Origin of the sequence: Pseudomonas sp. FP1762, from assembly GCF_030687105.1 — a bacterium.
Taxonomy (GTDB): Bacteria; Pseudomonadota; Gammaproteobacteria; order Pseudomonadales; family Pseudomonadaceae; genus Aquipseudomonas; species Aquipseudomonas siliginis.
This window is the reverse complement of record NZ_CP117458.1, coordinates 4,314,169-4,339,920: the sequence shown is the minus strand read 5'-3', so window position 1 is coordinate 4,339,920 and position 25,752 is coordinate 4,314,169. Positions and strand designations below refer to the sequence as shown.

The following is a 25,752-nucleotide window of genomic DNA, read 5'->3' as shown; positions in this document are numbered from 1 at the left end:
CCAGCATGGGTGCCACCTCACGGTCGTCGGGGCGGCGGGTCTTAATCGCGGATCGGTATGGTAAAGTGGCGCACTTTTTCGAGGGGACTGTCACTGTGTGGGAATTGGTCAAATCCGGCGGCTGGATGATGTTGCCGATCATTCTGAGTTCCATCGCGGCCATGGCGATCGTCGCCGAGCGCCTGTGGACACTGCGCGCCAGTCGCGTCACCCCCGAGCATCTGCTGGGTCAGGTCTGGGTCTGGATCAAGGACAAGCAGCTCAACAAGGAAAAACTCAAGGAATTGCGCGCCAACTCGCCGCTGGGGGAAATCCTCGCCGCAGGCCTGGCCAACTCCAAGCATGGTCGCGAGATCATGAAAGAGTGCATCGAAGAGGCCGCCGCGCGGGTCATTCATGAACTCGAACGCTACATCAACGCCCTCGGCACCATCGCCGCCATGGCGCCGCTGCTCGGCCTGCTCGGCACCGTGCTGGGCATGATCGACATTTTCAGTGCCTTCACCGGCTCTGGCATGACCACCAATGCCTCGGTACTGGCCGGCGGTATTTCCAAAGCGCTGATCACGACCGCAGCGGGCCTGATGGTCGGTATTCCGGCGGTGTTCTTCCACCGCTTCCTGCAACGTCGTATCGACGAGCTGGTGGTCGGCATGGAGCAGGAAGCGATCAAACTGGTGGAAGTGGTGCAGGGCGACCGTGATGTCGATCTGGCCGAGGGCAAAGCGTGAAATTCCGTCGAAAGCCCCGGGAAACCGTAGACATCAACCTCGCGTCGCTGATTGACGTGGTGTTCATTCTGCTGCTGTTTTTCGTGGTCACTACCACCTTCACTCGGGAAACCCAGTTGCGCGTGGATCTGCCGGAAGCGGTCAGCGGTTCGCCTGCCGAAGATCAGCAGGTCAAACAGCTGGACGTCGCGATCAGTGCCGAAGGCGTGTTCTCGGTGAACAACAAGATTCTGCCGAAGAATGATCTGGCGACGCTGATGGAAGCGATGCAGAAAGAATCCAACGGCGACACCAACATGCCGCTGTCGATCAGTGCCGATGGCAAGGCCCAGCATCAATCGGTGATCACCGCCATGGACGCGGCCGGCAAGCTCGGTTTCAGCCATCTGCGCATGACCACGGTCGAGGCGGCGCCGAAATCCTGATGAGCCTGTCCGATCGCCTGCTCGCCGCGTGGTATCAGGGGCATCCGGCCCTGACGCTGCTGCGGCCGCTGGAAATGCTGTATCGCCGCGTGGTGATCAACAAGCGTCAGCGCTTTCTCGACGGTGACGGAGAGATCTACCAATCGCCCGTGCCGCTGATCGTGGTCGGCAATATCACCGTCGGTGGCACCGGCAAGACGCCGATGATTCTCTGGCTGATCGAACATTGCCGACGCCGTGGACTGCGCGTTGGCGTGGTCAGTCGTGGTTATGGCGCCAAACCGCCGCAATTGCCATGGCGGGTTGAGGCCAAGCACAGCGCCGAGATTGCCGGTGACGAGCCGTTGCTGATCGTCCAGCGCACCGGTGTGCCGCTGATGATCGACCCTGATCGCAGCGCCGCCGTCAAAGCCTTGATCGCCAGTGAACCGCTGGACCTGATTCTGTCCGACGATGGCATGCAGCATTATCGCCTCGCGCGGGATCTGGAGCTGGTGCTGATCGATGCCGCGCGCGGGCTGGGCAATCAGCGCTGTCTGCCGGCCGGGCCGTTGCGTGAGCCGGTCGAGCGCCTGCAAAGTGTCGATGGCGTGCTGTTCAACGGTGCCTTTGATGATCGCGACGATGGTTTCGCCTTCCGCCTGCAACCCACCGCGCTGGTCAATCTGCGCAGTGGCGAACGTCAGTCGCTCGAGCATTTTCCGCCCGGGCAAGCGCTGCACGCGGTGGCCGGTATCGGCAATCCACAACGTTTCTTCAATACCCTTGAAGCGCTAGACTGGCGCCCAGTCCCGCACGCGTTCGCCGATCACGCCGAGTACAGCGTGCAGGCGTTGAATTTCACCCCGTCATTGCCCTTGGTGATGACCGAAAAGGACGCGGTGAAGTGCCGTGCCTTTGCTGCTGCCGACTGGTGGTATCTGGCGGTCGATGCCGTGCCGTCGCCAGCCTTCGTGGCCTGGTTCGACACTCAGCTGATGCGCCTGCTGCCGGATCGTCTGCTGCCTTAACTCTTTTATTTCTGGGAATGTTCATGGACACCAAATTGCTCGACATCCTCGCTTGCCCCGTGTGCAAAGGTCCGCTCAAGCTCAGTGCCGACAAGACCGAGCTGATCAGCAAGGGCGCTGGTCTGGCGTACCCGATCCGCGACGGCATCCCGGTGATGCTGGAAAGCGAAGCGCGCACCCTGACCACCGACGAGCGCCTGGATAAATGACCACAGCCTTCACCGTTGTCATCCCATCGCGGTTCGCCTCGACCCGTCTGCCGGGCAAGCCGTTGCTGGATATTGCCGGCAAGCCGATGATCCAGCATGTCTGGGAACAGGCGAGCAAAAGCAGCGCGACCCGCGTCGTGGTTGCCACCGATGACGCGCGCATCGTCGAGGCCTGCAGAAGCTTCGGCGCCGAAGTGGTGCTGACCCGTGAAGATCACAATTCCGGCACCGATCGTCTGGCCGAGGTCGCAGCGAAACTCGGTCTTGCGCCTGATGCGATCGTGGTCAACGTCCAGGGCGATGAGCCGTTGATTCCGCCGAGCGTGATCGACCAGGTCGCCGCCAACCTTGCTGCCCATACCCAAGCGCGCATGGCCACGCTGGCCGAGCCGATCGAAGACGTGGAAACCCTGTTCAACCCGAACGTTGTGAAGGTTTCCAGCGATATCAACGGTCTGGCCCTGACGTTCAGTCGTGCAACCTTGCCATGGGCACGCGATGCATTTGCCAAGAGCCGCGAGCAGCTGCCGGAAGGCGTGCCCTATCGCCGCCACATCGGTATTTATGCCTATCGCGCCGGGTTCCTCCACGACTTCGTGAGCTGGGGGCCGTGCTGGCTGGAAAACACCGAATCCCTCGAGCAACTGCGTGCCTTGTGGCATGGCGTGCGCATTCATGTCGCTGACGCGCTGATCGCGCCGCCGACCGGTGTCGACACCGTCGAAGACCTTGAGCGGGTTCGTCACCTGCTGGGGGCCTGATGCGCGTTCTGTTTGTGTGCCTGGGCAACATCTGCCGTTCGCCCACCGCCGAAGGCGTGTTGCGCCACAAGTTGCGTGAAGCCGGGCTGGCAAATGTGGTCGAAGTAGCCTCCGCCGGCACCGGTGACTGGCACGTCGGTAACCCGCCGGACAAGCGCAGCCAGGCGGCGGCGAAACTGCGCGGTTATGACCTGTCGACGCAACGCGCGCAGCAGGTCAGCCGGGCCGATTTCGCCAGCTACGACCTGATTCTCGCCATGGACAACAGCAATCTGCGCAACCTCAAGGCTTTGCAGCCATCCACCGGCAGGGCCGAGCTGGATCTGTTCCTGCGTCGTTATGCCGGGCTGGTCGATGAAGTGCCGGACCCGTATTACGACGGTGATCAGGGTTTCGAGCAGGTGCTGGATCTGATCGAAGCGGCCTGCGACCAGTTGCTGGTCGAAGTGAAGGGCCGTTTATGAGTTTGCAGGTGCAACCGCAAGTATCGTTGCAGGCCTTCAATACGTTCGGCGTCGATGTGCGCGCGCAGCTGTTTGCCGAAGCCCACAACGATGACGATGTCCGCGAAGCGCTGGCCTATGCCGCGTCCCATGACGTGCCGTTGCTGGTGATCGGCGGCGGTAGCAACTTGCTGCTGACGGCGGATATTCCGGCGTTGGTGCTGCGCATGGTCACGCGCGGCATCCGCGTGCTCAGCGATGATGGCAGTCGCGTGGTGGTCGAGGCGGAAGCGGGCGAACCGTGGCATCCATTCGTGCAGCACACGCTGGCCCAAGGTTTGGCCGGGCTGGAAAACCTCAGCCTGATTCCTGGCACCGTTGGCGCCGCGCCGATGCAGAACATCGGCGCCTATGGCGTCGAGATCAAGGACGTGTTTGCTGGCCTGACCGCGCTGGACCGCGAGAGCGGCGAGCTGCGTGATTTCAGTCTGGAAGACTGCAATTTCGGCTACCGCGACAGCCTGTTCAAGCAGCAGCCGGGACGTTGGCTGATTCTGCGGGTGCGCTTCAAGCTTGATCGCGCCGCGCACCTGCATCTGGAATACGGCCCGGTGCGTCAGCGCTTGAGCGAGCAGGGCATCGAGCAGCCAACGCCCACCGATGTCAGCCGCGCCATCTGCAGCATCCGCAGCGAAAAACTGCCGGACCCGGCGGTGCTCGGCAACGCCGGCAGCTTCTTCAAAAACCCGCTGGTGCCCGCCGCTGTGGTCACGCAGATCAAAACGCAGCACCCGGATCTGGTGGCTTACCCGCAAGCCGATGGGCAGATGAAACTGGCCGCTGGCTGGCTGATCGAACGCGCCGGCTGGAAAGGCTTCCGCGATGGCGATGCCGGCGTGCACAAGTTGCAGGCGCTGGTGCTGGTCAACTACGGCACGGCCACCGGCCTGCAACTGCTCGACCTGGCGCAACGTATCCAGAAAGACATCGCCGAGCGCTTCCATGTCGAACTGGAAATGGAGCCCAATCGGTATTGAGGCTACGCTTGCCTGACGCCATCCAAAGCCCTGCACTGATGAAAAAAGTGCAGGGCTTTTTTGTTAATGCTGGGTTAACTTAGCGACCTAACGATACCTACCATTTGCTCCACCCAAAGGCCCGGTGCAGACGTTCCCGTCGGCGCAAGAGAGCCTGATTAGCCTGAGTCGATCTGCGCGAACCCACCGCTGATTTTCCGGCGGCAGATTGCTCGACCCCATAACCACTAAAAAATATGCGGGCGTGCCCATGATTACCCTGAAACTCAACGGTCAAGACCACTCCCTCGATGTCACCGAAGACATGCCGCTGTTGTGGGCGATTCGTGACGTCGCCGGATACAACGGCACCAAATTCGGTTGCGGCATGGGCCTGTGCGGCGCCTGCACCATCCATATCGACGGCTTGCCGGCACGCAGTTGCATCACGCCGATCGGCTCGGTGATCGGTCAGAACGTGACCACCATCGATAATCTCCACGCCGACCCGGTAGGCAAGGTCGTGCAGCAGGCCTGGCTCGACAGCGCTGTGGCTCAATGCGGTTATTGCCAGGGCGGGCAGATCATGTCGGCCACCGCTCTGCTGAAAACCAATCCGAACCCGAGCGACGAGCAGATCGAAGAAGCCATGGTGGGCAACATCTGCCGCTGCGGCACCTACAACCGGATCAAAACCGCGATCCGCCAGGCCTCCACTCAACTGAAGGAGGTGAAGGCATGAGCCGCGTCCCGAATGATTTCGCCCTGAGCAACCTCAGCCGCCGTGGTTTTCTCAAAGGCGTCGGCGCCACCAGTGCGCTGGTCCTCGCCGCGAGCTGGGGCTGGCAGGATGCGCTGGCCGATGACGCTGCGAAGAAGTTTGGCGCCGATGGCATGCCCAATGGCTGGATCGACGATCCCAAGGTTTACGTGAGCATTGCTGCCGATGGCAGCGTCACCGTGGTGTGCAACCGTTCGGAAATGGGCCAGGGCGTGCGCACCAGCCTGAGTATGGTGGTTGCCGATGAGCTTGAGGCCGATTGGGCGCAGGTCAAAGTGCAGCAGGCGCCGGGTGACGAAGTGCGCTTCGGCAACCAGGACACCGATGGTTCGCGCAGCATGCGTCACTGGTACGAGCCGATGCGTCGTTGCGGCGCCGCCGCGCGGACCATGCTCGAACAGGCGGCCGCTGCGCAGTGGAAAGTGCCGGTTGGCGAATGCCATGCGCAACTGCACAAGGTCATTCACAAACCGTCCGGCCGTGAATTGGGTTACGGCGAACTCGCCGCTGCGGCCAGTGCGCTGGCAGTACCGGCGCGTGACAGCCTGCGTCTCAAGCAGCCGTCGGAATTTCGCTACATCGGCAAGGAAGGCACCAAGGCCATCGACGGTGCCGATATCGTCAATGGCCGCGCAGTGTACGGCGCCGATGTGCATTTCGATGCCATGCTCTACGCCACCATCGCTCGCCCGGCGGTTTATGGAGGCAAGGTCAAAAGCCTCGATGACAGCGCCGCACTGAAAGTCCCTGGCGTGCTAAAAGTCATGCAGATCGAAGGCCGGCCATTGCCGTCGGAGTTCCAGCCACTAGGCGGCGTCGCGGTTGTGGCCAGCAATACCTGGGCGGCGATCAAGGGCCGCGAGGCGCTGAAGATCGAGTGGGATGACGGCCCGAATGCCAGTTATGACTCGATTGCCTATCGCAAAGAGCTTGAAGCCGCGTCGCTGAAGGCCGGCAAAGTGGTGCGCAACACCGGTGATATCGACAAAGCCTTGAGCGGTGCCGCCAGCACCCTCGAAGCCTCGTACTACCTGCCGCATCTGGCGCAGGCGCCGATGGAACCGATGGTTGCCATTGCCCGTTACAAGGACGGCGTGTGCGAAGCCTGGGCGCCGAGTCAGGCACCGCAGGTCACCCGCGAGCGCATCGCCGAGCGCCTGGGCGTACCGTTCGAAAAGGTCACCTTCAACGTAACGCTGCTGGGCGGTGGTTTCGGGCGCAAGTCGAAGCCGGACTTTGTCGTTGAAGCGGCGATCCTCGCCAAGGAATTTCCGGGCAAGGCTGTACGGGTGCAGTGGACGCGCGAAGACGACATCCACAATTCGTATTTCCACACCGTGTCGGCGGAATATCTGAAGGCCGGCATCGACAAGAACGGCATGCCGTCCGGTTGGCTGCATCGCACCGTGGCGCCGAGCATCACCGCGTTGTTTGCGCCGGACATGAACCATGAGGCGGCGTTCGAGCTGGGCATGGGCTTTACCAACATGGCCTATGCGATTCCCAACGTGCGCCTGGAAAACCCCGAAGCCAAGGTACACACGCGGGTCGGCTGGTACCGCTCGGTGTCGAACATTCCCCACGGCTTTGCGATTCAGAGCTTCGTCGACGAACTGGCGCACAAGGCCGGGGAAGATCCGCTCAAGTACCAGATCAAATTGCTCGGCCCGGACCGGCAGATCGATCCACGCACCTTGAGCGAAGAGTGGAACTACGGCGAATCGCCCGAGCGTTATCCGATCGACACCGGGCGCATGCGCACCGTGCTGGAAACCGCCGCCAAGGCAGCCGGATGGGGACGCAAACTGCCCAAGGGTCGTGGCCTCGGTCTGGCAGTGCATTACAGCTTCGTCACCTATGTGGCGGCAGTGATCGAAGTCGAGGTCAAGGACGACGGTTCGCTGATCGTGCACAAGGCCGACATCGCCGTGGACTGCGGGCCGCAGATCAACCCTGAGCGCATCCGTTCGCAGTTCGAAGGCGCGTGCGTCATGGGCCTGGGCAACGCTGTGCTCGGTGAGATCAGCTTCAAGGACGGCAAAGTCCAGCAGGACAACTTCCATATGTACGAGGTCGCGCGCATGTCGCTGGCGCCCAAGGAAGTTGCGGTGCATCTGGTCACGCCGCCGGGTGACGTGCCGCTGGGTGGCGTTGGTGAACCGGGCGTGCCGCCGATTGCTCCGGCGCTGTGCAATGCGATCTTCGCCGCCACCGGCAAGCGCATCCGCAATCTGCCGGTGCGGTATCAGTTGCAAGGCTGGCAGAAGGCGGAGGCGTAAATGGACAGCGTCGATCTCAACGTCCTGCGCAGCGTCCTCGAGTGGCGCCGTGCCGGGCAGCGGGTGGTGCTGTTCAGCGTGGTGCAGACCTGGGGCACCGCGCCGCGCTCGCCCGGCGCCATGCTCGCCTTGCGCGAGGACGGCGTGGTGATCGGTTCGGTGTCAGGCGGCTGTGTCGAAGATGACCTGATCGCGCGGCTGCACGACGGCCGCATTGCCACCGATGGTCCGCCAGTGCAGATGATTACCTACGGCGTGACCCGCGAAGAGGCCGCGCGTTTCGGCCTGCCTTGCGGCGGCACCCTGCGCCTGACCGAAGAGCGCGTCGGTGACCCGGCGTGGGTCGCCGAGCTGCTGCAGCGTTGCGAAAACCATGAAATCGTCGCCCGAGAACTGAACATCGAAACCGGCGAGGTGCGGCTGGCTCCGGCGAGCAAGTCCGATTCGCTGGTGTTCGACGGCAAGACTCTGCGAGCGATTTACGGCCCGCGCTGGCGCTTGTTGCTGATCGGTGCCGGGCAGCTGTCGCGCTACGTCGCCGACATGGCGCGGCTGCTGGATTTCGAAGTGCTGATCTGCGATCCGCGCACCGAGTTCGTTTACGGCTGGGAAGAGCAGCATGGCCGTTTCGTCCCCGGCATGCCGGATGAAGCTGTGCTGAACATCCAGACCGACGAGCGCACGGCGATTGTCGCCTTGACTCACGATCCACGCCTGGATGACATGGCTTTGCTCACCGCGCTCGACTCGCCGGCGTTTTACGTCGGCGCGCTCGGTTCGCGGGTCAACAGCCAGAAGCGCCGGGAAAACCTCGCTCAGCTAGGCTTGTCGCAAGCGTCGATTGATCGCTTGCACGGGCCGATCGGCCTGCACATCGGTAGTCATTCGCCGGCAGAGATCGCTTTGTCCTTGCTGGCGGAAATTGTCGCGATCAAGAACGGTGTGGAGTTGAAGCAGAAAAAAACGCTGGAGGGTGCATGAGCCAATCCATCGCAGTGATCGTGCTGGCAGCAGGCGAGGGCAAACGCTTTCGCCAGATCGCCGGTCCCGACAAAGACAAATTGCTCGCTGATTGCACCGGGCGTGACGGCGCGGTGCGCTCGGTAATCGAGCAGGTGCTGGTGAACCTGCCGGCCAGTCTCGACAAGCGCGTACTGGTCACCACCGAAGCGCGACCACAGGCGATGCGCATGGCCCAGGCATATGGCTGCGACGTGGTGTCAATCGAGTCGACCGGCATGGGCGACAGCATTGCCGCAGGTGTTGCTGCTTGTCCTGACGCGAATGGCTGGCTGATTGTTCTCGGCGATATGCCGTTTATCTTGCCTTCGAGTATCGAGAGAGTGGTCGCGGCGATGGCTGATGATGCGGTGAGCGTGCCGGTGCTGGGTGGCGAGTTTGGCCATCCGGTGGGGTTTGGCCGCTCGTTTGGCGCGCAGTTGCAGGCGCTGACCGGCGATCGTGGCGCACGGCCGTTGTTTGCGCAGGGTAGGGTGGTTGAGGTGGCGGTAGATGACCCGGGGATGTTGTGGGATATCGATGTGCCTGAATCTCTGGTATTTCCTCAGCCCTGAGCCGTGTTGAAATTCCTTGTGGGAGCGAGCCTGCTCGCGAATGCGCTGGTTCAGCTACATGAATATTGTCTGACCTAGCGCTTTCGCGAGCAGGCTCGCTCCCACAAAGGTTGTGGATGATGCTGGTATTTCAGGCAATAAAAAGCCCCGCCAGGCTTTCACCGGGCGGGGCTTTTTAATGGCTTCAGGAATTACACGAGTGGTTTAGGCTCGTGCTCTTTTTCCTGGGCTTCTTCGCGCTGTTCAACCGCGTCCTGAACGGAGCGTGGTGCTTCAGCGATCACCGCTTCAACCGATGCTTCTTCCGCGACCGGGGCAGGGGCTGCCTCGACCACTTCAGCCGCAGCGGCTGGTTCGGCAGCCACTGGCGCTGCAGCGGCAGCCAGTTCGGCTTCCTTCTGCAGACGCTCGGCTTCACGCTTGCGACGACGCACTTCACGCGGGTCGTTTGGCGCACGGCCGTTTGGCGTCAGGGCGCTGACCGGAGCCGGAGCTTCAACTGCGGCTGGTGCTTCTTCAGCCTGAGCTTTTGCAACTGGTGCTTCGACAGCTGGTGCTTCAACCACTGGCTCTGGAGCCGGTTCGGCCGCTACAACTACTGGTTCGGAAACCATGGCCTGCGGTACTTCGGCTTCAGTGACTGGCGCTGGAGCTTCGGTCACAGCTGGCTCGGCAACCCAGTTGAACGCAGTCTGCTCTTCGCGAACTTCACGCACGGTTTTGGTCACGTTTTCGCTGACGGTTTCGGTCGCTGGTTCGGATTCAGCAACTGGCGCTTCAACGACAGCTTCCGGTTCGGCAGGCGCTTCAACCTGAGGCTGAGCTTCGCGGACCGGGGCGACTTCGATTTCCGGTGCAGCAGTCACTTCCACTGGAGTGGTGGCTTCGACAACCGGCGCTTCGACTGGAGCGGTTTCCAGTGTGGCGGCAGTGGCGCGTTCAGCCTGCTCGTGAGCTTCGGCTTCTGCCGGAGCGCTGATGGTGCTGCTGGCTACGGCGGCGGTGACGGCCAGGCCAGCGGCCAGATCGGCAGTGCTTGGCTCGCCAGCGTTTTCAGCGGACTCGGATTCTTCCGAACCTTCGATCACGTTGCCGTTGGCATCACGTTGACGCTCGCGACGGTTGCTGCGACGACGCTGGCCACGGGAGCGACGACGTGGACGATCGCCTTCGGCGTTGTCCTGACCGTCTTCCGGCAGTTGCTCTTCGTTGTTGCTGTTCACTTCTTCTTCAGCAACGGCAGCAGCGGCCTGCTCGGCACGCGGTTGACGCTCTTCACGCGGCGGACGCGGGGCGCGTTCTTCGCGTGGCTGACGGGCCGGACGCTCTTCAGCGGTCACGGCAGCAACAGCTGCGGCTGCGGCTGGCGCGGCGTCCAGCGGCTCGCGCAGTTCACGCACGCGTTCTTCACGCTCGCCACGCGGCTTGCGATCTTCACGCGGTGCACGCGGTGCACGTTCTTCACGCGGGGCACGTGGTGCGCGCTCTTCGCGGGCTACCGGCGCTTCGCTGCGGGTTTCACGCGGCTCGCGGGCTTCGCGTGGCTGGCGCTCTTCGCGCGGCTCGCGTGGTGCGCGCTCTTCACGTGGAGCACGGTCTTCGCGCGGCTTGCGTTCTTCATCGCGGCGACCGTTGCGGTTGCGGCTCTGCTGACGACCGTTGCGACGCTCTTCGTTGCGGGCAGGACGCTCGGTGGCAGCCGGTTTCGCGACAGCGACCGGTGCGGCTGGCTCTTCCTTGGTGGCGAACAGGCTGACCAGCGACTTCACCAGGCCCTTGAACAGGCTTGGCTCAGGTGCGGCAACCGATGCCGGAGCAGGTGCGGCAGGTGCAACTTCAGTCGGCACCGGTGCGTTGGCACGGGCCGGCGCAGTTTTCACTGCAGCTTCCTGGCGAACCAGAGTGCGGGTCGCAGCGGCTGGCTGGACTTCTTCGACTTCGGCAGCGGCCGCAGCGATTTCGTAGCTGGACTGGTTGGTCGCGGCTTCCGGGCTGTCGTCACGCAGGCGCTGAACTTCGAAGTGCGGCGTCTCGAGGTGATCGTTCGGCAGAATGACGATACGGGCACGGGTGCGCAGTTCGATCTTGGTGATCGAGTTGCGTTTTTCGTTGAGCAGGAACGCAGCGACCGGGATCGGCACTTGCGCGCGAACTTCGGCGGTGCGGTCTTTCAGGGCTTCTTCTTCGATCAGGCGCAAGATGGCCAGCGACAGCGATTCAACGTCACGGATGATGCCGGTGCCGTTGCAACGCGGGCAGACGATGCCGCTGCTTTCGCCCAGCGATGGACGCAGGCGCTGACGGGACATTTCCAGCAGACCGAAACGCGAGATGCGGCCGATCTGCACACGGGCGCGGTCAGCTTCCAGGCATTCGCGGACTTTCTCTTCCACGGCGCGCTGGTTCTTGGCCGGGGTCATGTCGATGAAGTCGATGACGATCAGGCCGCCGATGTCGCGCAGGCGCAACTGACGGGCGATTTCTTCGGCGGCTTCAAGGTTGGTCTGCAGCGCGGTTTCTTCGATATCGCTGCCTTTGGTGGCGCGCGCCGAGTTGATGTCGATGGACACCAGGGCTTCGGTCGGATCGATGACGATGGAGCCGCCGGAAGGCAGTTCGACGACGCGCTGGAACGCGGTCTCGATCTGGCTTTCGATCTGGAAACGGTTGAACAGTGGCACGCTGTCTTCGTACAGCTTGATCTTGCTGGCGTACTGCGGCATCACCTGGCGGATGAAGGTCAGGGCTTCGTCCTGGGCTTCAACGCTGTCGATCAGCACTTCGCCGATGTCCTGGCGCAGGTAATCGCGGATGGCGCGGATGATCACGTTGCTTTCCTGGTAGATCAGGAATGGCGCGGAGCGATCCAGCGAGGCTTCTTTGATGGCGGTCCACAGTTGCAGCAGGTAATCAAGGTCCCACTGCATTTCTTCGCTGCTGCGGCCCAGGCCGGCAGTGCGCACGATCAGACCCATGTCGGCCGGAGCAACCAGACCGTTCAGCGCTTCACGCAGTTCGTTGCGTTCTTCGCCTTCGATGCGACGGGAGATGCCGCCGGCACGCGGGTTGTTCGGCATCAGTACGAGGTAACGACCGGCCAGGCTGATGAAGGTGGTCAGGGCGGCGCCCTTGTTCCCACGTTCTTCTTTCTCGACCTGAACGATGACTTCCTGGCCTTCGCTCAGGACGTCCTTGATGTTGACGCGGCCTTCTGGGGCTTTCTTGAAGTATTCGCGGGAGATTTCTTTGAGGGGCAGGAAGCCGTGGCGCTCGGAGCCGAAATCGACAAAGGCAGCCTCAAGGCTTGGTTCGATGCGAGTGATACGGCCTTTATAGATGTTGGCCTTTTTCTGCTCGCGTGCACCGGATTCGATGTCCAGGTCGTAGAGGCGTTGGCCATCTACCAGTGCAACACGCAACTCTTCGGGTTGAGTTGCGTTAATCAGCATTCTTTTCATGTAGTACCGTCGGTTTCCGGGCTGCCGGAAACGGCGTTCGGCACACACGACTTCTCACGGTCGGTGTCAGGTGCGTCGGGAGTGGTTGGCCATTCCCGTGTCCAGCGATGTGCGGCCAATTGGGCCGATACCGCGACGTACGCGTCCTGCTTGCTGTGGCTACTTAAGCACTCAGTCAGGAGGAGGAATCAACCAGCGGCTGTGGACGAGATGAAGCGTCTTGATCAAAGCTTGTTGCTACACAGTCCGGCGGTTGTGCATCTCCACCCTACACGTATCCCTGATAATTCGGGTGCTGCCGCGCGCAGAATCCGCAGCGGGTTGGCATTTACCGTGAGCTCCGAAAGGGGAGGTCACGCATCATGGCTATTCAGGCGATGTTTCCGAAGCAATCGCTCGGGGTCATTCGCAGTCGACTGCACTTTGTGAACTGGCCTCGAATGTCGCCTGCCTGGCGAGTCAGAACTCTGCCCGGCGGTGTAATTCAGGCCTCATGTCACCTGCGCTCGTTACAACCGCAAACTCCACCGTTACGTAGCGAAAGCCCCGTAGGACGGCCTCGCGCCCTGGTGAATTGCGTTGGTCAGGGCCGGTCTTTGACCGTGGTTCCGCTGTCCAGGCCGCTTTTGGCGGCGTTCGCGACTATAGCAGCAATGATTAAGTGCTTCAATTCCATAAAAATTGTTATCATCCGCGGCATGACAACTACTGCCCCTTCGACTCCAGGCGTTCAACTGCTTGAAGTCTCGCCGGAGTATGCCGGCCAACGAATCGACAACTTTCTCCTCGCCCGGCTCAAAGGCGTGCCCAAGACCTTGATTTACCGCATTTTGCGCAAAGGCGAAGTGCGCGTGAACAAAGGTCGGATCAAGCCCGAATACAAGCTGCAGGCCGGCGATATCGTGCGCGTGCCGCCGGTTCGCGTGCCTGAGCGCGACGAACCGGTACCGCTGGCCCAGGGGCTGTTGCAGCGCCTGGAAGCCTCGATTGTCTTCGAAGACAAGGCCCTGATCGTGATCAACAAGCCCGCCGGCATTGCGGTTCATGGCGGCAGCGGGCTGAATTTCGGCGTGATCGAAGCCTTTCGTCAGTTGCGTCCCGACGCCAAGGAACTGGAGCTGGTTCACCGTCTTGACCGTGACACCTCCGGCCTGCTGATGATCGCCAAGAAGCGCAGCATGTTGCGCCACCTGCACGAGCAGTTGCGCGGCGATGGCGTCGACAAGCGCTACATGGCGCTGGTCCGTGGCAACTGGGCAACCTCGATCAAGCAGGTTCGCGCTCCGCTGCTCAAGAGCAATCTGCGTTCCGGCGAGCGCATGGTCGAAGTCAATGACGAGGGCAAAGAAGCCCTGACGCTGTTCAAGGTGCTGCGCCGCTTCGGTGATTTTGCCACCATGGTCGAAGCTAAACCGGTTACCGGTCGTACCCACCAGATTCGCGTGCACACCTTGCATGCTGGCCATTGCATTGCCGGTGACAGTAAGTATGGCGACGAGGATTTCACCAAGGAAATCCGCGATCTGGGCGGTAAGCGCCTGTTCCTGCACGCTTACATGCTGACCGTGCCGCTACCCGACGGCGGCAAGCTGAATCTGCAAGCGCCCGTCGATGAAATGTGGGCCAAGACCGTGGAGCGATTGAGTGCGCCCATCTGATTACAAGCTGCTGATTTTCGACTGGGACGGCACCCTTGCCGATTCCATCCATCGGATCGTCGAGGCCATGCACTCGGCGTCCGGGCGTTCCGGTTTCGAGCTGCGCGATGACTTCGCTGTCAAAGGCATCATCGGTCTCGGCTTGCCGGAGGCGATTCGCACGCTGTACCCCGAAATCAGCGACGCAGAAATGCTCGCGTTTCGTGAGTATTACGCCGATCACTACATCGCTGCCGAAGCCGTGCCGTCGCCGCTGTTCGAGGGCGTGGTCGAGTCGATGGCATCGTTTCGCGAGCAGGGTTATCACCTGGCGGTAGCGACGGGCAAGAACCGTCGCGGACTGGATCGGGTGCTCAAGGCCAATGGCTGGGAAGATTATTTCGATATCACCCGCGCCGCCGATGAAACTGCCAGCAAGCCACACCCTCTGATGCTTGAGCAGATCGTCAGCCACTGCGGCGTACGTCCGGAGCAGGCGTTGATGGTCGGCGATTCGTCGTTCGACCTGCTGATGGCACGCAACGCGGGGATGGATTCGGTGGCGGTCAGTTACGGCGCGCAATCGATCGAGTCCCTGCAACAGTTCGAGCCGCGCCTGTCGATCGACCGTTTTTCTGAATTGCACGCCTGGCTGGGTCAGCAGGCTTAATACGTTTTTGCTGGGGTAGATGGCATGACCGACGAATGGAAAGCACCGGCCAAGGCAAGTGCCGACGACGGTGACGCGAAAAGCTGGAAGCTGTTGGAAAAGACTTTGCTGGCCGGCGTGCAGGAACAACGCCGTTCGCGGCGCTGGGGGATTTTCTTCAAGCTGCTGACGTTTGTTTATCTGTTTGTTGCGCTGCTGCTGTTCACGCCGCTGATGGACATGGAAAAAACCGCCACCCGCGGCCCGAACTACACGGCGTTGATCGAGATCGACGGCGTAATCGCCGACAAGGAGCCGGCCAGCGCCGACAATATCGTTGGCAGCCTGCGTGCGGCGTTCGAAGACAAGAAGGTCAAGGGCGTGGTCCTGCGCATCAATAGCCCGGGTGGCAGTCCGGTGCAGTCTGGCTATGTCTATGAAGAGATCAAGCGTCTGCGTGGGTTGCATCCGGAGATCAAGCTCTACGCAGTGATTTCCGATCTTGGTGCTTCGGGCGCCTATTACATCGCCAGCGCGGCGGATCAGATCTATGCCGACAAGGCCAGTCTGGTCGGCTCGATCGGCGTGACGGCGGCGGGTTACGGTTTCGTTGGCACCATGGAAAAACTCGGGGTTGAGCGCCGCACCTATACCTCGGGCGAGCACAAGGCATTCCTGGATCCGTTCCAGCCGCAAAAGCCTGAAGAAACCGCATTCTGGCAAAGCGTGCTGGACACCACGCACAAGCAGTTCATCAACAGCGTCAAGCAGGGCCGTGGCGATCGTCTGAAGGACAAAGAGCATCCGGAGCTGTTTTCCGGGCTGGTCTGGTCGGGTGAGCAGGCGCTGCCGCTAGGCCTGATCGATGGCTTGGGCAATGCCAGTTCGGTGGCGCGTGATGTGATTGGCGAGAAGGAGCTGGTGGACTTCACCGTGCAGGAATCGCCGTTCGATCGCTTCTCGAAAAAGCTCGGCGCCAGCGTGGCCGAGCAGTTGGCGATGTGGATGGGTTTCCACGGGCCTTCGTTGCGGTAAATCGTTTCAAGGTCAGAAGATCGCAGGTCAACGGCAGCTCTTGCACAATCGGTGTAGGAGCTGCCGAAGGCTGCGATCTTTTGCTTTCAAGGGATTTGCACACCCTCGACCAACAACATATCGATCAGGCGAATCAGCGGCAGGCCGATCAGGCTGGTGGCATCCGGGCCTTCGGTCGATTGAAACAGGCTCACGCCCAGTCCCTCGGCCTTGAAGCTGCCGGCGCAGTCGTACGGCTGCTCGATGCGCAGATAGCGCTCGATGCTTGCCTGATCCAGCTGGCGCATGTGCACGGTAAACGGCACGCAGTCGACCTGGCATTGCCCGGTCTGGCTGTTGAGCAGCGCCAGGCCGGTCAGGAAGGTCACGCTCGCGCCGCTCGCCGCCATTAATTGCTCGCGAGCCTTCTCGAAGGTGTGCGGCTTGCCGATGATCTGTTCGCCGAGGACGGCAACCTGATCCGAGCCAATGATCAGATGAGCAGGGTGGCTGTCCGCCAAGGCCCGGGCCTTTTCTTCGGCGAGACGTTTGACCAGATCGATCGCGGATTCGCCCGGGCGGTGGCTTTCGTCGATGTCCGGCGAGCTGCAGACGAACGGCAGGTGCAGGCGGGCGAGCAATTCGCGGCGATAAGTCGAGCTTGAAGCGAGTAATAAAGGCAGCATGGACGTCTCCTGAGGCAGGTGCGGATTCTAGCGGAGGCGCGCAAGTGACGGACAGGGCACAATTTCCTTTGACATGGTTGGGTGCATCCCTATAATGCTGCGCCTATGTTGAATGACCCGATTCCACCTCACGTTGACCCGCGCAAATTGGCTGACCGTGGCACCACCCTTCAAGGTGAACTGCTGCTGGCCGATTTGAAGAGACTCTGCGACCCGCTTTCCGACGATGTCGGTACGGTGCAGGCCAAATTCGTTTTTGAACGAGATGAACGTAAGTCTGTGGTCATCCACAGCTTTATCGACACCGAAGTCAAAATGGTTTGCCAGCGTTGTCTTGAGCTGGTCACCCTGCCGATCCACAGCGAATGCAGTTACGCGGTGGTGAAGGAGGGTGCGAATACCCAGTCGTTGCCGAAAGGTTATGACGTGCTGGAACTGGGCGAAGATCCATTGGATCTGCAGTCACTGATCGAGGAGGAGCTTCTGCTCGCCTTGCCCATTGTGCCTGCTCATCATCCGGAAGAATGCCAGCAGCCGGCGGGAGCAGATGAGCCCGAACCGAGCGAGGACGAGGTAACGCGGTCCAACCCGTTCAGTGTATTGGCGCAGTTAAAGCGTGACCCAAACGTTTAGGAGTTAATCAATTATGGCTGTTCAGCAGAACAAAAAATCCCGCTCTGCCCGTGATATGCGCCGTTCGCACGACGCTCTCGAGGCTAGCACCCTGTCTGTAGAAAAAACCACTGGTGAAGTTCACCTGCGTCACCACGTATCGCCAGAAGGCGTTTACCGTGGCCGTAAAGTGATCGACAAGGGCGCTGACGAGTAATCACTTGTCTGCTCAAGTCATCGCGATTGACGCAATGGGCGGGGACTTCGGTCCCCGCAGCATTGTTCAGGCCAGTCTCGCTTGCCTGTCTGCTACACCCTCGCTGCACCTGACCCTCGTCGGTCAACCCTCCCTTCTTGAAGAACTGATCCACGGCCAGTCGGCTGCCGATCGCGCGCGCCTGACGATTGTCGCGGCGAGCGAAGTCATCACCATGGACGAAAAACCCGCCCAAGCCCTGCGTGGCAAGCCGGATTCGTCGATGCGTGTAGCCCTTGAACTGCTGCGCGATGGCAAGGTGCAGGCCTGTGTCAGCGCCGGCAATACCGGTGCGTTGATGGCCTTGTCACGATTCGTGCTGAAGACATTGCCCGGCATTGATCGTCCGGCCATGGTCGCGGCGATTCCGACGCAGACCGGTTATTGCCAGCTGCTCGATCTGGGCGCCAACGTCGATTGCAGTGCCGAGCACCTGTTGCAGTTCGCGGTGATGGGCTCGGTCGCTGCGCAGACCCTGGGTATCGCCCGTCCGCGTGTGGCACTGCTGAACATCGGCACCGAAGACATCAAGGGCAATCAGCAGGTCAAACTGGCCGCAACGTTGTTGCAGGCCGCGCGCGGGATCAACTACATCGGTTTTATCGAAGGCGACGGCTTGTATCGCGGCGAGGCCGATGTGGTGGTGTGTGACGGCTTCGTCGGCAACATCCTGCTCAAGTCCAGCGAAGGTCTGGCGACGATGATTGCTGCGCGGATCGAGGCTTTGTTCAAGAAAAACTTCGCTTCGCGCGCTGTCGGCGTTCTCGCGCTGCCGTTGATGAAGCGTCTGCAGGCCGACCTGGCCCCGGCGCGACATAATGGCGCAAGCTTTCTCGGCTTGCAGGGCATCGTCGTGAAAAGCCACGGATCGGCGGGGGTTCAGGGCTTTCAGAGTGCGATTCAACGGGCGCTGATCGAGATTCAGGAGAACTTGCCCGAGCGTCTCCACGGTCGTCTGGAGGAACTGTTGTCTTAGGCGTTTTCGTCGGACAATGCTTAAATGTGACCGCCCGGTTCAAAGGGCCATCCAAACTGTCAGTTTCTGGCGTCCCCAACGGGGCGTTATTTTCCGACGACAAGATCATTAGGGGCTTGTTACATGTCTGCTTCCCTCGCATTCGTCTTTCCAGGACAGGGTTCGCAGTCCCTCGGCATGCTGGCCGAGCTGGGCGCGCAACATCCGCTGATCCTCGAAACCTTTCAAGAAGCCTCTGCTGCGCTGGGCTACGACCTGTGGGCACTGACCCAGCAGGGCCCGGAAGAGCTGCTCAATCAAACCGACAAAACCCAACCAGCCATTCTGACCGCTTCGATCGCCCTGTGGCGTCTGTGGCTGGCCGAAGGCGGCGCGCGTCCGGCGTTCGTCGCCGGCCATAGCCTGGGTGAATACAGCGCGCTGGTTGCTGCCGGCAGCCTGACCCTGGCTGACGCGGTCAAGCTCGTCGAGCGCCGTGGCCAGTTGATGCAGGAAGCGGTGCCGGCCGGGCAGGGCGGCATGGCTGCGATCCTCGGTCTGGAAGATGCCGACGTGCTGGCTGCCTGCGCCGAAGCGGCGCAAGGCGAAGTCGTCAGCGCAGTGAATTTCAACTCGCCGGGCCAAGTGGTGATCGCCGGTGCCAAGGCAGCCGTCGAGCGCGCCATCGAAGGCTGCAAGGCCCGTGGTGCCAAACGCGCCATGCCGTTGCCGGTGAGCGTGCCGTCGCACTGCGAGCTGATGCGTCCGGCTGCCGAGCGTTTCGCCGAATCCATCGCCGCCATCGACTGGCAGGCGCCGCAGATCCCGGTGGTGCAGAACGTCAGCGCACAAGTGCCGGCCGATCTGGAAACCCTCAAGCGCGATCTGCTCGAACAGCTCTACAAGCCAGTGCGCTGGGTTGAATCGGTGCAGACTTTGGCCGCCAAGGGCGCGACCAATCTGGTCGAATGCGGCCCGGGCAAAGTCCTCGCTGGCCTGAACAAACGTTGCGCCGAAGGCGTTTCGACTTCCAATCTCAATACCCCAGACGCCTTCGCTGCCGCTCGCGCAGCGCAGGCCTGAATCAGGAGAAACTTGCATGAGTCTGCAAGGTAAAGTTGCACTGGTTACCGGTGCAAGCCGCGGCATCGGCCAGGCCATCGCGCTGGAACTGGGTCGTCAGGGCGCCATCGTTGTCGGCACCGCGACCTCCGCGTCGGGCGCCGAGCGCATTGCCGCGACCCTGAAGGAAAACGGTATCCAGGGCGCCGGTTTCGAACTCAATGTCACCAGCGACGAATCGGTCAGCGCCGTGCTGGCAGGCATTCAGGAGCAGTTCGGTGCGCCGGTGGCGATTCTGGTCAATAATGCCGGTATCACCCGCGATAACCTGATGATGCGCATGAAAGACGACGAGTGGTACGACGTGATCGATACCAACTTGAACAGTCTGTATCGCCTGTCCAAGGGCGTTTTGCGTGGCATGACCAAGGCGCGCTGGGGTCGAATTATCAGTATTGGCTCGGTGGTGGGTGCCATGGGCAACGCCGGCCAAGTAAACTATGCAGCCGCCAAGGCCGGTCTGGAAGGTTTCAGCCGGGCGATGGCGCGTGAAGTCGGTTCGCGTTCGATTACGGTCAACTCGGTAACCCCAGGGTTCATCGACACCGATATGACCCGCGAGCTGCCTGAAGCACAGCGTGAAGCCTTGCAGACGCAGATTCCGCTGGGTCGTCTGGGGCAAGCTCAAGAGATCGCGTCCGTGGTCGCTTTTCTTGCATCCGACGGTGCGGCATACGTTACCGGGGCTACAATCCCGGTGAACGGTGGGATGTACATGTAAGTAAAATGTGACGGATTGCTTCAAAAAAATGTCATACGAGCTGTCTAAAATCCGTTATAAAGCTGCAATCTATTTATAGGCAGAGGGCCGCAGGGTTTGAGGAGTGAAGCTTTCAGTTGAAAAACTGAAAAGGCTTTCTATACACTTACCCACTGGCCAGCTGCCTGAATTTGTCCATTAGGAGTGAAAACAAGGTATGAGCACCATCGAAGAGCGCGTCAAGAAAATCGTTGCCGAGCAACTGGGTGTTAAAGAAGAAGAAGTGGTCAACACCGCTTCCTTCGTAGAAGACCTGGGTGCCGACTCCCTTGACACCGTTGAGCTGGTGATGGCTCTGGAAGAGGAATTCGAGACCGAAATCCCTGACGAAGAAGCTGAAAAGATCACTACTGTACAAGCTGCAATCGACTACGTTACCAGCCACCAGGCGTAATAGTTTGTAATCGTTGCTTGCTGTCATGGAAAAACCGCACTGCCATCATGGCGTGCGGTTTTTTCTTTAGGCCTGATGCAAAGTCGTCATTTGAAAAAGGAGAGTGCTGTGTCGCGTAGACGCGTCGTAGTCACCGGTATGGGTATGTTGTCGCCACTGGGCACGGATGTGCCGAGCAGTTGGCAGGGCATTCTGGCTGGCCGCAGTGGCATTGGTCTGATCGAACACACCGACCTTTCTGCCTATTCGACCCGCTTCGGTGGTTCGGTCAAAGGCTTCAATGTCGAGGAATACCTGTCGGTCAAGGAAGCGCGCAAGCTCGACCTGTTCATTCAGTACGGCCTCGCCGCAGGCTTTCAAGCCGTGCGCAACGCCGGTCTGGAAGTCACCGATGCCAACCGTGAACGCATTGGCGTGGCCATGGGTTCGGGGATTGGCGGTCTGACCAACATCGAAGAGACCAGCCGCACCCTGCACGAGACCGGTCCGCGACGGATCTCGCCGTTCTTTGTGCCTGGCTCGATCATCAATATGATTTCCGGTTTCCTGTCCATCCACCTAGGTGCACAGGGGCCTAACTACGCCATCGCTACTGCATGTACCACCGGTACGCACTGTATCGGCATGGCCGCGCGCAACATCATGTACGACGAAGCCGACGTGATGATTGCCGGCGGTGCGGAAATGGCTGCCTGCGGTCTGGGCATGGGCGGCTTCGGCGCATCCCGTGCGCTGTCGACCCGCAACGACGAGCCAACCCGCGCCAGCCGTCCGTGGGACAAGGGCCGCGACGGCTTCGTTCTGTCCGATGGTGCTGGCGCTCTGGTTCTCGAAGAGCTGGAGCACGCCAAGGCCCGTGGCGCCACGATCTACGCCGAGCTGATCGGTTTCGGCACCAGTGGCGATGCGTTCCACATGACCTCGCCACCCGCCGATGGCGCCGGTGCCGCGCGCTGCATCACCAATGCCCTGCGCGACGCGAAGATCAATGTCGATCAAGTGCAGTACATCAACGCCCACGGCACCTCGACCCCGGCCGGCGACCTTGCCGAAGCCAATGCGATCAAGTCGGTGTTCGGCGATCACGCCTACAAGCTGGCCGTCAGCTCGACCAAGTCGATGACCGGCCACCTGTTGGGTGCGGCGGGCGCGGTCGAAGCGATTTTCAGCGTGCTGGCGATCAACAGCCAGGTGGCACCGCCGACCATCAACCTCGATGAACCGGACGAAGGCTGCGATCTCGATTTCGTTGCGCACACCGCGCGTAACATGGACATCGATGTCGTGCTGTCCAACTCCTTCGGTTTTGGCGGCACCAACGGCACTCTGGCGTTTCGCCGGTTCGCCGGCTGATGGACAGCTGGGTCGACGGTCAACCGGCTGACGTGCTGTCGCTGAAAGATCGCGGCCTGGCTTATGGCGATGGTCTGTTCGAGACCATTGCCGTGCGCAGTGGTCAGCCCGTCCTGCTGGATCGGCACCTGACGCGCCTGGCTGATGGCTGCGCGCGTCTGGCCATTGCGACCGATCTCGAGCTGGTTCGCCATGAGCTGCTCGGCTATGCCGCTGCGATGGGCGAGGGCGTGCTCAAGCTTATCCTCACTCGGGGTGACGGCTTGCGTGGTTATGCGCCCGATCCTGCGGCGCAGGGCCGACGCATCCTGCAAGGCAATCCGCCGGCAGCGTATCCCGCTGCCCATGCCGAGCACGGCATCCGCCTGTTTCCCTGCAACACGCGTTTATCTACGCAGCCGTTGTTGGCCGGGCTCAAACATCTGAATCGACTGGAACAGGTGCTCGCCCGCGCCGAATGGCAGGACAGCGAGCATGCCGAAGGCTTGATGCTCGATCAGGCCGGGCGCGTCGTCGAAGGTGTGTACAGCAATATTTTCCTGGTGCGCGACGGTGGTCTGATTACGCCCGACTTGAAGCGCTGCGGCGTCGCTGGGGTGATGCGCGCGGAAATATTGTTTCAGGCCGAGTCGCTGGCCATCCCCACGCAAATCGCCGATATCAGCCTCGAACAGCTGCAATGGGCTGATGAAGTGTTTGTCTGCAACAGCGTTTATGGCGTCTGGCCGGTACGCGCCTGTGCTGCACTGAGCTGGCCGGTTGGCCCGCTCACCCGTAAACTGCAAACCATTGCCCGCGCGCTACTGGATGCTTGATTCGTGAGACGTAAACTTTTGCTGCTGCTGGAAACCGGACTGGTTCTGGCAGGGCTGCTGTTGGGCGCCAGCGCCTGGAAAATTCATTCGGCGCTGGAACAGCCCCTGAACATTCCGCAGGAACAACTGCTGGATGTGCCGAAAGGCTCTACACCGACCCGTACCTTCCTTGAACTCGAAACCGATGGCGTCATCAAGGACGCGTTCTGGCTGCGCGTCTACTGGCGCTTCAATCTCGCCGGCACACCGATTCACAGCGGCGAATACCGCATGCAGCCGGGCATGACCGTCAACGGTCTGATCGATTCGTGGAAGCGCGGCGACGTGGTTCAGTACAGCCTGACCCTGGTCGAAGGCTGGACTTTCCATCAAGTGCGCGCCGCCCTGGCCAAGGACGACAAGCTCGAGCAGACCCTCACCGGCCTGAGCGACAGCGACGTGATGGCGAAGATCGGCCACAAAGGCTTGTTCCCGGAAGGTCGGTTTTTCCCGGATACCTATCGCTTCGTGCGTGGCATGTCCGATGCCGAGCTGCTGAAAAAGGCCTTTGATCGTCTCGATGAAGTGCTCGCCAAAGAATGGGCGCAGCGTTCTGCCGATGTGCCTTACAGCGAACCTTATCAAGCTCTGATCATGGCCTCGCTGGTCGAGAAAGAGACCGGCGTTCCGCAGGAGCGCGGGCAGATTGCCGGAGTGTTCGTACGGCGCATGGCGCTGGGCATGCAGTTGCAGACCGATCCAACGGTGATTTATGGCCTCGGTGATCGCTACACCGGCAAACTGACCCGCGCACATTTGAAAGAGCCGACGCCTTACAACACCTACGTGATTCCAGGCTTGCCGCCGACGCCGATTGCGATGGTCGGGCGCGAAGCGATTCATGCTGCGCTCAACCCGGTGGAGGGCAGCAGCCTGTATTTCGTCGCCCGTGGCGATGGCAGCCATGTGTTCTCCGATGATCTGGATGCGCACAACAACGCGGTGCGCGAATACCAGCTCAAGCGCCGTGCCGATTACCGTTCCAGCCCGGCACCAGTAACCGCGCCGGCCACCGATGAGGCCATTCCGGCGGCCTCGCCGAACACCGCGCCCGAGGCGCTGCCGCAAGTGCCGCCGCAAGAACTTGCGCCAGCCCCGGAACCGGACGCCGCTGCACCGCAGAACGCGCAATGACTTTGATGAAGGACTGCCTGTGACTGGCTTGTTTATTACCCTGGAAGGCCCGGAAGGCGCGGGCAAGAGCACCAATCGCGAATACCTCGCCGAGCGCCTGCGCGCCGCCGGTATCGAAGTGCTGCTCACCCGTGAGCCCGGCGGTACGCCGCTGGCCGAGCGGATTCGTGACGTGTTGCTGACCCCGGCCGACGAAGTGATGCACCCGGACGCCGAGCTGTTGCTGGTGTTCGCCGCGCGCGCCCAGCATCTGGCAGAGGTGATTCGCCCGGCGCTGGCGCGTGGCGCCGTGGTGCTGTGTGATCGTTTCACCGATTCAACATACGCCTATCAGGGCGGCGGTCGTGGTTTGTCACTCGAGCGCATCGCCACGCTCGAGACTTTCGTGCAGGGCGACTTGCGGCCCGATCTGACCTTGATTTTCGACCTGCCCGTTGAAATCGGCCTGGCCCGCGCCAGTGCCCGTGGTCGGCTGGACCGGTTCGAACTCGAAGGCCGGGCGTTTTTCGAGAACGTGCGCAATGCGTTCCTGAAACGCGCCGAAGCCGACCCGTCGCGCTACGTGCGCATCGATGCCGGTCAGCCATTGGCCAAGGTGCAGCAATCGCTGGACACCTTGCTACCGAATTTGCTGGAGCTGGCCCGTGGCTGAGGCCTATCCATGGCAGGACAGCCTCTGGCAGCAACTGGCCGGCCGCAGTCAGCATGCTCACGCGTACCTGCTGCACGGTCCGGCCGGTATCGGCAAGCGTGCGCTGGCCGAGCGCTTGATGGCCAGCCTGCTGTGTCAGCGCCCTACGCCTGAGGCGTGCGGCGAGTGCAAATCCTGTCTGCTGCTCAAGGCCGGCAGTCATCCGGACAATTACATCCTGGAGCCGGAAGAGGCGGACAAGGCGATCAAGGTCGATCAGGTTCGTGATCTGGTCAGTTTCGTCGTGCAGACCGCGCAGCTCGGGGGGCGCAAAGTGGTGTTGATCGAGCCGGTCGAGTCGATGAACATCAACGCTGCCAACGCCTTGCTCAAAAGCCTTGAAGAGCCGTCCGGCGATACCGTGCTGCTATTGGTCAGCCACCAGCCGAGCCGTTTGTTGCCAACCATCAAGAGCCGTTGCGTGCAGCAGGCCTGCCCGCTGCCGGGCGAGGCGATGAGCCTGCAATGGCTGGCCCAGGCGCTGCCGGATTGCGCGGAGGAAGAGCGCGTCGAACTGCTGACCCTCGCCGCCGGGTCGCCGCTGATGGCGGTCAGCCTGCAATCGCAAGGTGTGCGTGAACAGCGCGCGCAAGTGGTCGAAGGCGTGAAGAAGTTGCTCAAGGGCCAGCAATCGCCGACGCAACTGGCGGAAGAGTGGAAAAGCATTCCGATGCTGCGTCTGTTCGACTGGTTCTGCGACTGGTCGAGCCTGATCTTGCGCTATCAACTGACTCAGGACGAAGCCGGCCTCGGCCTGGCCGATATGCGCAAGGTCGTGCAGTACCTGGCGCAGAAAAGCGCGCAGGGTAAAGTGCTGGATATTCAAGACTGGATTCTCGCCCAGCGACAGAAAGTGCTGAGCAAGGCCAACCTCAATCCGGCCCTGTTGCTGGAAGCATTGTTGGTGCAATGGGTGGGATTGCCTGGTCAAAGATAAGAATGTGTACC

The 25,752-nt window shown here is 61.3% G+C and carries 27 protein-coding genes; 25 read left to right on the top strand and 2 right to left on the bottom strand.

The window, feature by feature from the left end; translation table 11 throughout:
• Window positions 1–95: 95 nt before the first annotated feature.
• From PSH90_RS19280 to PSH90_RS19230, 11 genes are all read left to right on the top strand, one after another.
• Complete coding sequence (locus PSH90_RS19280) at window positions 96–731, top strand: MotA/TolQ/ExbB proton channel family protein (RefSeq protein WP_016771007.1); 636 nt, start codon at window positions 96–98, stop codon at window positions 729–731.
• A complete protein-coding gene (locus tag PSH90_RS19275; protein ID WP_016771006.1) occupies window positions 728–1,156 on the top strand; it encodes a biopolymer transporter ExbD in 429 nt (142 codons plus the stop codon). Before PSH90_RS19280 ends, PSH90_RS19275 begins: the two co-directional genes overlap by 4 nt.
• On the top strand, window positions 1,156–2,166 hold the full coding sequence (lpxK, locus tag PSH90_RS19270) for a tetraacyldisaccharide 4'-kinase (RefSeq protein WP_305381316.1): 1,011 nt from the start codon (window positions 1,156–1,158) through the stop codon (window positions 2,164–2,166). The genes PSH90_RS19275 and lpxK overlap by 1 nt, the downstream gene beginning before the upstream one ends.
• Before the next feature lie 23 nt (window positions 2,167–2,189).
• Window positions 2,190–2,375: a Trm112 family protein gene (locus PSH90_RS19265; RefSeq protein ID WP_003179363.1), complete on the top strand. Its 186-nt coding sequence runs from the start codon at window positions 2,190–2,192 to the stop codon at window positions 2,373–2,375.
• Window positions 2,372–3,136, top strand: coding sequence for a 3-deoxy-manno-octulosonate cytidylyltransferase (gene kdsB / locus PSH90_RS19260; RefSeq protein ID WP_305381314.1), 765 nt, complete (start codon window positions 2,372–2,374; stop codon window positions 3,134–3,136). Before PSH90_RS19265 ends, kdsB begins: the two co-directional genes overlap by 4 nt.
• Window positions 3,136–3,600 (top strand): low molecular weight protein-tyrosine-phosphatase, encoded by a 465-nt coding sequence (locus tag PSH90_RS19255; RefSeq protein WP_056788214.1) that lies wholly within the window; start codon window positions 3,136–3,138, stop codon window positions 3,598–3,600. Before kdsB ends, PSH90_RS19255 begins: the two co-directional genes overlap by 1 nt.
• Window positions 3,597–4,616, top strand: coding sequence for a UDP-N-acetylmuramate dehydrogenase (murB, locus tag PSH90_RS19250; protein WP_056788218.1), 1,020 nt, complete (start codon window positions 3,597–3,599; stop codon window positions 4,614–4,616). Before PSH90_RS19255 ends, murB begins: the two co-directional genes overlap by 4 nt.
• 250 nt (window positions 4,617–4,866) lie before the next feature.
• Complete coding sequence (locus tag PSH90_RS19245; RefSeq protein ID WP_041479453.1) at window positions 4,867–5,337, top strand: (2Fe-2S)-binding protein; 471 nt, start codon at window positions 4,867–4,869, stop codon at window positions 5,335–5,337.
• On the top strand, window positions 5,334–7,655 hold the full coding sequence (locus PSH90_RS19240) for a xanthine dehydrogenase family protein molybdopterin-binding subunit (RefSeq protein WP_056788220.1): 2,322 nt from the start codon (window positions 5,334–5,336) through the stop codon (window positions 7,653–7,655). The genes PSH90_RS19245 and PSH90_RS19240 overlap by 4 nt, the downstream gene beginning before the upstream one ends.
• On the top strand, window positions 7,656–8,636 hold the full coding sequence (locus PSH90_RS19235) for an XdhC family protein (RefSeq protein ID WP_056788224.1): 981 nt from the start codon (window positions 7,656–7,658) through the stop codon (window positions 8,634–8,636).
• A complete protein-coding gene (locus tag PSH90_RS19230) occupies window positions 8,633–9,229 on the top strand; it encodes a nucleotidyltransferase family protein (protein ID WP_236168397.1) in 597 nt (198 codons plus the stop codon). The genes PSH90_RS19235 and PSH90_RS19230 overlap by 4 nt, the downstream gene beginning before the upstream one ends.
• Window positions 9,230–9,420: 191 nt before the next feature.
• On the opposite strand, the gene rne is transcribed toward PSH90_RS19230, so the two are convergent.
• The gene (gene rne, locus PSH90_RS19225; protein ID WP_305381312.1) at window positions 9,421–12,687 is read right to left on the bottom strand and encodes a ribonuclease E; all 3,267 of its coding nucleotides are present in this window, start codon (window positions 12,685–12,687) and stop codon (window positions 9,421–9,423) included.
• 698 nt (window positions 12,688–13,385) lie between these two features.
• On the opposite strand from rne, the gene rluC reads away from it, so the two are divergent.
• From rluC to sppA, 3 genes are read left to right on the top strand one after another with little or no spacing between them, the layout of a single operon-like run.
• A complete protein-coding gene (gene rluC, locus PSH90_RS19220; RefSeq protein ID WP_016770994.1) occupies window positions 13,386–14,345 on the top strand; it encodes a 23S rRNA pseudouridine(955/2504/2580) synthase RluC in 960 nt (319 codons plus the stop codon).
• Window positions 14,332–14,994 (top strand): HAD-IA family hydrolase, encoded by a 663-nt coding sequence (locus PSH90_RS19215; protein ID WP_236168399.1) that lies wholly within the window; start codon window positions 14,332–14,334, stop codon window positions 14,992–14,994. The genes rluC and PSH90_RS19215 overlap by 14 nt, the downstream gene beginning before the upstream one ends.
• Before the next feature lie 24 nt (window positions 14,995–15,018).
• Window positions 15,019–16,008 (top strand): signal peptide peptidase SppA, encoded by a 990-nt coding sequence (sppA, locus tag PSH90_RS19210; RefSeq protein ID WP_305381311.1) that lies wholly within the window; start codon window positions 15,019–15,021, stop codon window positions 16,006–16,008.
• 86 nt (window positions 16,009–16,094) lie between these two features.
• Here the strand turns inward: sppA and PSH90_RS19205 are convergent, their stop codons facing one another.
• Entirely contained in the window at window positions 16,095–16,673 is a 579-nt protein-coding gene (locus PSH90_RS19205; RefSeq protein WP_056788239.1) for a nucleoside triphosphate pyrophosphatase, read from the bottom strand.
• A 105-nt stretch (window positions 16,674–16,778) separates the two neighbouring features.
• Between PSH90_RS19205 and PSH90_RS19200 the strand changes: the two genes are divergently transcribed.
• The 11 genes from PSH90_RS19200 (at window position 16,779) to PSH90_RS19150 (ending at window position 25,741) form a co-directional block, all read left to right on the top strand.
• Window positions 16,779–17,306: a YceD family protein gene (locus tag PSH90_RS19200; RefSeq protein ID WP_003204262.1), complete on the top strand. Its 528-nt coding sequence runs from the start codon at window positions 16,779–16,781 to the stop codon at window positions 17,304–17,306.
• Between the two features lie 13 nt (window positions 17,307–17,319).
• Window positions 17,320–17,502: a 50S ribosomal protein L32 gene (gene rpmF, locus PSH90_RS19195; RefSeq protein WP_003179396.1), complete on the top strand. Its 183-nt coding sequence runs from the start codon at window positions 17,320–17,322 to the stop codon at window positions 17,500–17,502.
• 4 nt (window positions 17,503–17,506) lie between these two features.
• Window positions 17,507–18,517, top strand: a complete 1,011-nt coding sequence (gene plsX, locus PSH90_RS19190; protein WP_082530305.1) for a phosphate acyltransferase PlsX — start codon at window positions 17,507–17,509, stop codon at window positions 18,515–18,517.
• A 123-nt stretch (window positions 18,518–18,640) separates the two neighbouring features.
• Window positions 18,641–19,579, top strand: a complete 939-nt coding sequence (gene fabD, locus PSH90_RS19185; RefSeq protein WP_056788244.1) for an ACP S-malonyltransferase — start codon at window positions 18,641–18,643, stop codon at window positions 19,577–19,579.
• Between the two features lie 16 nt (window positions 19,580–19,595).
• Entirely contained in the window at window positions 19,596–20,339 is a 744-nt protein-coding gene (gene fabG, locus PSH90_RS19180; protein WP_016770989.1) for a 3-oxoacyl-ACP reductase FabG, read from the top strand.
• 196 nt (window positions 20,340–20,535) lie between these two features.
• A complete protein-coding gene (acpP, locus tag PSH90_RS19175; RefSeq protein WP_003175607.1) occupies window positions 20,536–20,772 on the top strand; it encodes an acyl carrier protein in 237 nt (78 codons plus the stop codon).
• A 108-nt stretch (window positions 20,773–20,880) separates the two neighbouring features.
• Complete coding sequence (gene fabF, locus PSH90_RS19170) at window positions 20,881–22,125, top strand: beta-ketoacyl-ACP synthase II (RefSeq protein ID WP_038860467.1); 1,245 nt, start codon at window positions 20,881–20,883, stop codon at window positions 22,123–22,125.
• Window positions 22,125–22,940, top strand: a complete 816-nt coding sequence (pabC, locus tag PSH90_RS19165) for an aminodeoxychorismate lyase (RefSeq protein WP_095181623.1) — start codon at window positions 22,125–22,127, stop codon at window positions 22,938–22,940. Before fabF ends, pabC begins: the two co-directional genes overlap by 1 nt.
• A gap of 3 nt (window positions 22,941–22,943) precedes the next feature.
• The gene (gene mltG / locus PSH90_RS19160) at window positions 22,944–24,113 is read left to right on the top strand and encodes an endolytic transglycosylase MltG (RefSeq protein ID WP_305381310.1); all 1,170 of its coding nucleotides are present in this window, start codon (window positions 22,944–22,946) and stop codon (window positions 24,111–24,113) included.
• A 19-nt stretch (window positions 24,114–24,132) separates the two neighbouring features.
• Window positions 24,133–24,765 (top strand): dTMP kinase, encoded by a 633-nt coding sequence (gene tmk / locus PSH90_RS19155; RefSeq protein ID WP_016770985.1) that lies wholly within the window; start codon window positions 24,133–24,135, stop codon window positions 24,763–24,765.
• Complete coding sequence (locus PSH90_RS19150; protein WP_256809747.1) at window positions 24,758–25,741, top strand: DNA polymerase III subunit delta'; 984 nt, start codon at window positions 24,758–24,760, stop codon at window positions 25,739–25,741. Before tmk ends, PSH90_RS19150 begins: the two co-directional genes overlap by 8 nt.
• Window positions 25,742–25,752 lie beyond the last annotated feature (11 nt).

What these genes read in the sequence shown, in the direction of transcription:
- lpxK (WP_305381316.1), top strand. Translation starts at nt 1,156, where the DNA reads ATGAGCCTGTCCGATCGCCTGCTCGCCGCGTGGTATCAGGGGCATCCG.
- PSH90_RS19265 (WP_003179363.1), top strand. Translation starts at nt 2,190, where the DNA reads ATGGACACCAAATTGCTCGACATCCTCGCTTGCCCCGTGTGCAAAGGT.
- kdsB (WP_305381314.1), top strand. Translation starts at nt 2,372, where the DNA reads ATGACCACAGCCTTCACCGTTGTCATCCCATCGCGGTTCGCCTCGACC.
- PSH90_RS19255 (WP_056788214.1), top strand. Translation starts at nt 3,136, where the DNA reads ATGCGCGTTCTGTTTGTGTGCCTGGGCAACATCTGCCGTTCGCCCACC.
- murB (WP_056788218.1), top strand. Translation starts at nt 3,597, where the DNA reads ATGAGTTTGCAGGTGCAACCGCAAGTATCGTTGCAGGCCTTCAATACG.
- PSH90_RS19245 (WP_041479453.1), top strand. Translation starts at nt 4,867, where the DNA reads ATGATTACCCTGAAACTCAACGGTCAAGACCACTCCCTCGATGTCACC.
- PSH90_RS19240 (WP_056788220.1), top strand. Translation starts at nt 5,334, where the DNA reads ATGAGCCGCGTCCCGAATGATTTCGCCCTGAGCAACCTCAGCCGCCGT.
- PSH90_RS19235 (WP_056788224.1), top strand. Translation starts at nt 7,656, where the DNA reads ATGGACAGCGTCGATCTCAACGTCCTGCGCAGCGTCCTCGAGTGGCGC.
- PSH90_RS19230 (WP_236168397.1), top strand. Translation starts at nt 8,633, where the DNA reads ATGAGCCAATCCATCGCAGTGATCGTGCTGGCAGCAGGCGAGGGCAAA.
- rne (WP_305381312.1), bottom strand. Translation starts at nt 12,687, where the DNA reads ATGAAAAGAATGCTGATTAACGCAACTCAACCCGAAGAGTTGCGTGTT.
- rluC (WP_016770994.1), top strand. Translation starts at nt 13,386, where the DNA reads ATGACAACTACTGCCCCTTCGACTCCAGGCGTTCAACTGCTTGAAGTC.
- sppA (WP_305381311.1), top strand. Translation starts at nt 15,019, where the DNA reads ATGACCGACGAATGGAAAGCACCGGCCAAGGCAAGTGCCGACGACGGT.
- PSH90_RS19205 (WP_056788239.1), bottom strand. Translation starts at nt 16,673, where the DNA reads ATGCTGCCTTTATTACTCGCTTCAAGCTCGACTTATCGCCGCGAATTG.
- PSH90_RS19200 (WP_003204262.1), top strand. Translation starts at nt 16,779, where the DNA reads ATGTTGAATGACCCGATTCCACCTCACGTTGACCCGCGCAAATTGGCT.
- rpmF (WP_003179396.1), top strand. Translation starts at nt 17,320, where the DNA reads ATGGCTGTTCAGCAGAACAAAAAATCCCGCTCTGCCCGTGATATGCGC.
- fabD (WP_056788244.1), top strand. Translation starts at nt 18,641, where the DNA reads ATGTCTGCTTCCCTCGCATTCGTCTTTCCAGGACAGGGTTCGCAGTCC.
- fabG (WP_016770989.1), top strand. Translation starts at nt 19,596, where the DNA reads ATGAGTCTGCAAGGTAAAGTTGCACTGGTTACCGGTGCAAGCCGCGGC.
- acpP (WP_003175607.1), top strand. Translation starts at nt 20,536, where the DNA reads ATGAGCACCATCGAAGAGCGCGTCAAGAAAATCGTTGCCGAGCAACTG.
- pabC (WP_095181623.1), top strand. Translation starts at nt 22,125, where the DNA reads ATGGACAGCTGGGTCGACGGTCAACCGGCTGACGTGCTGTCGCTGAAA.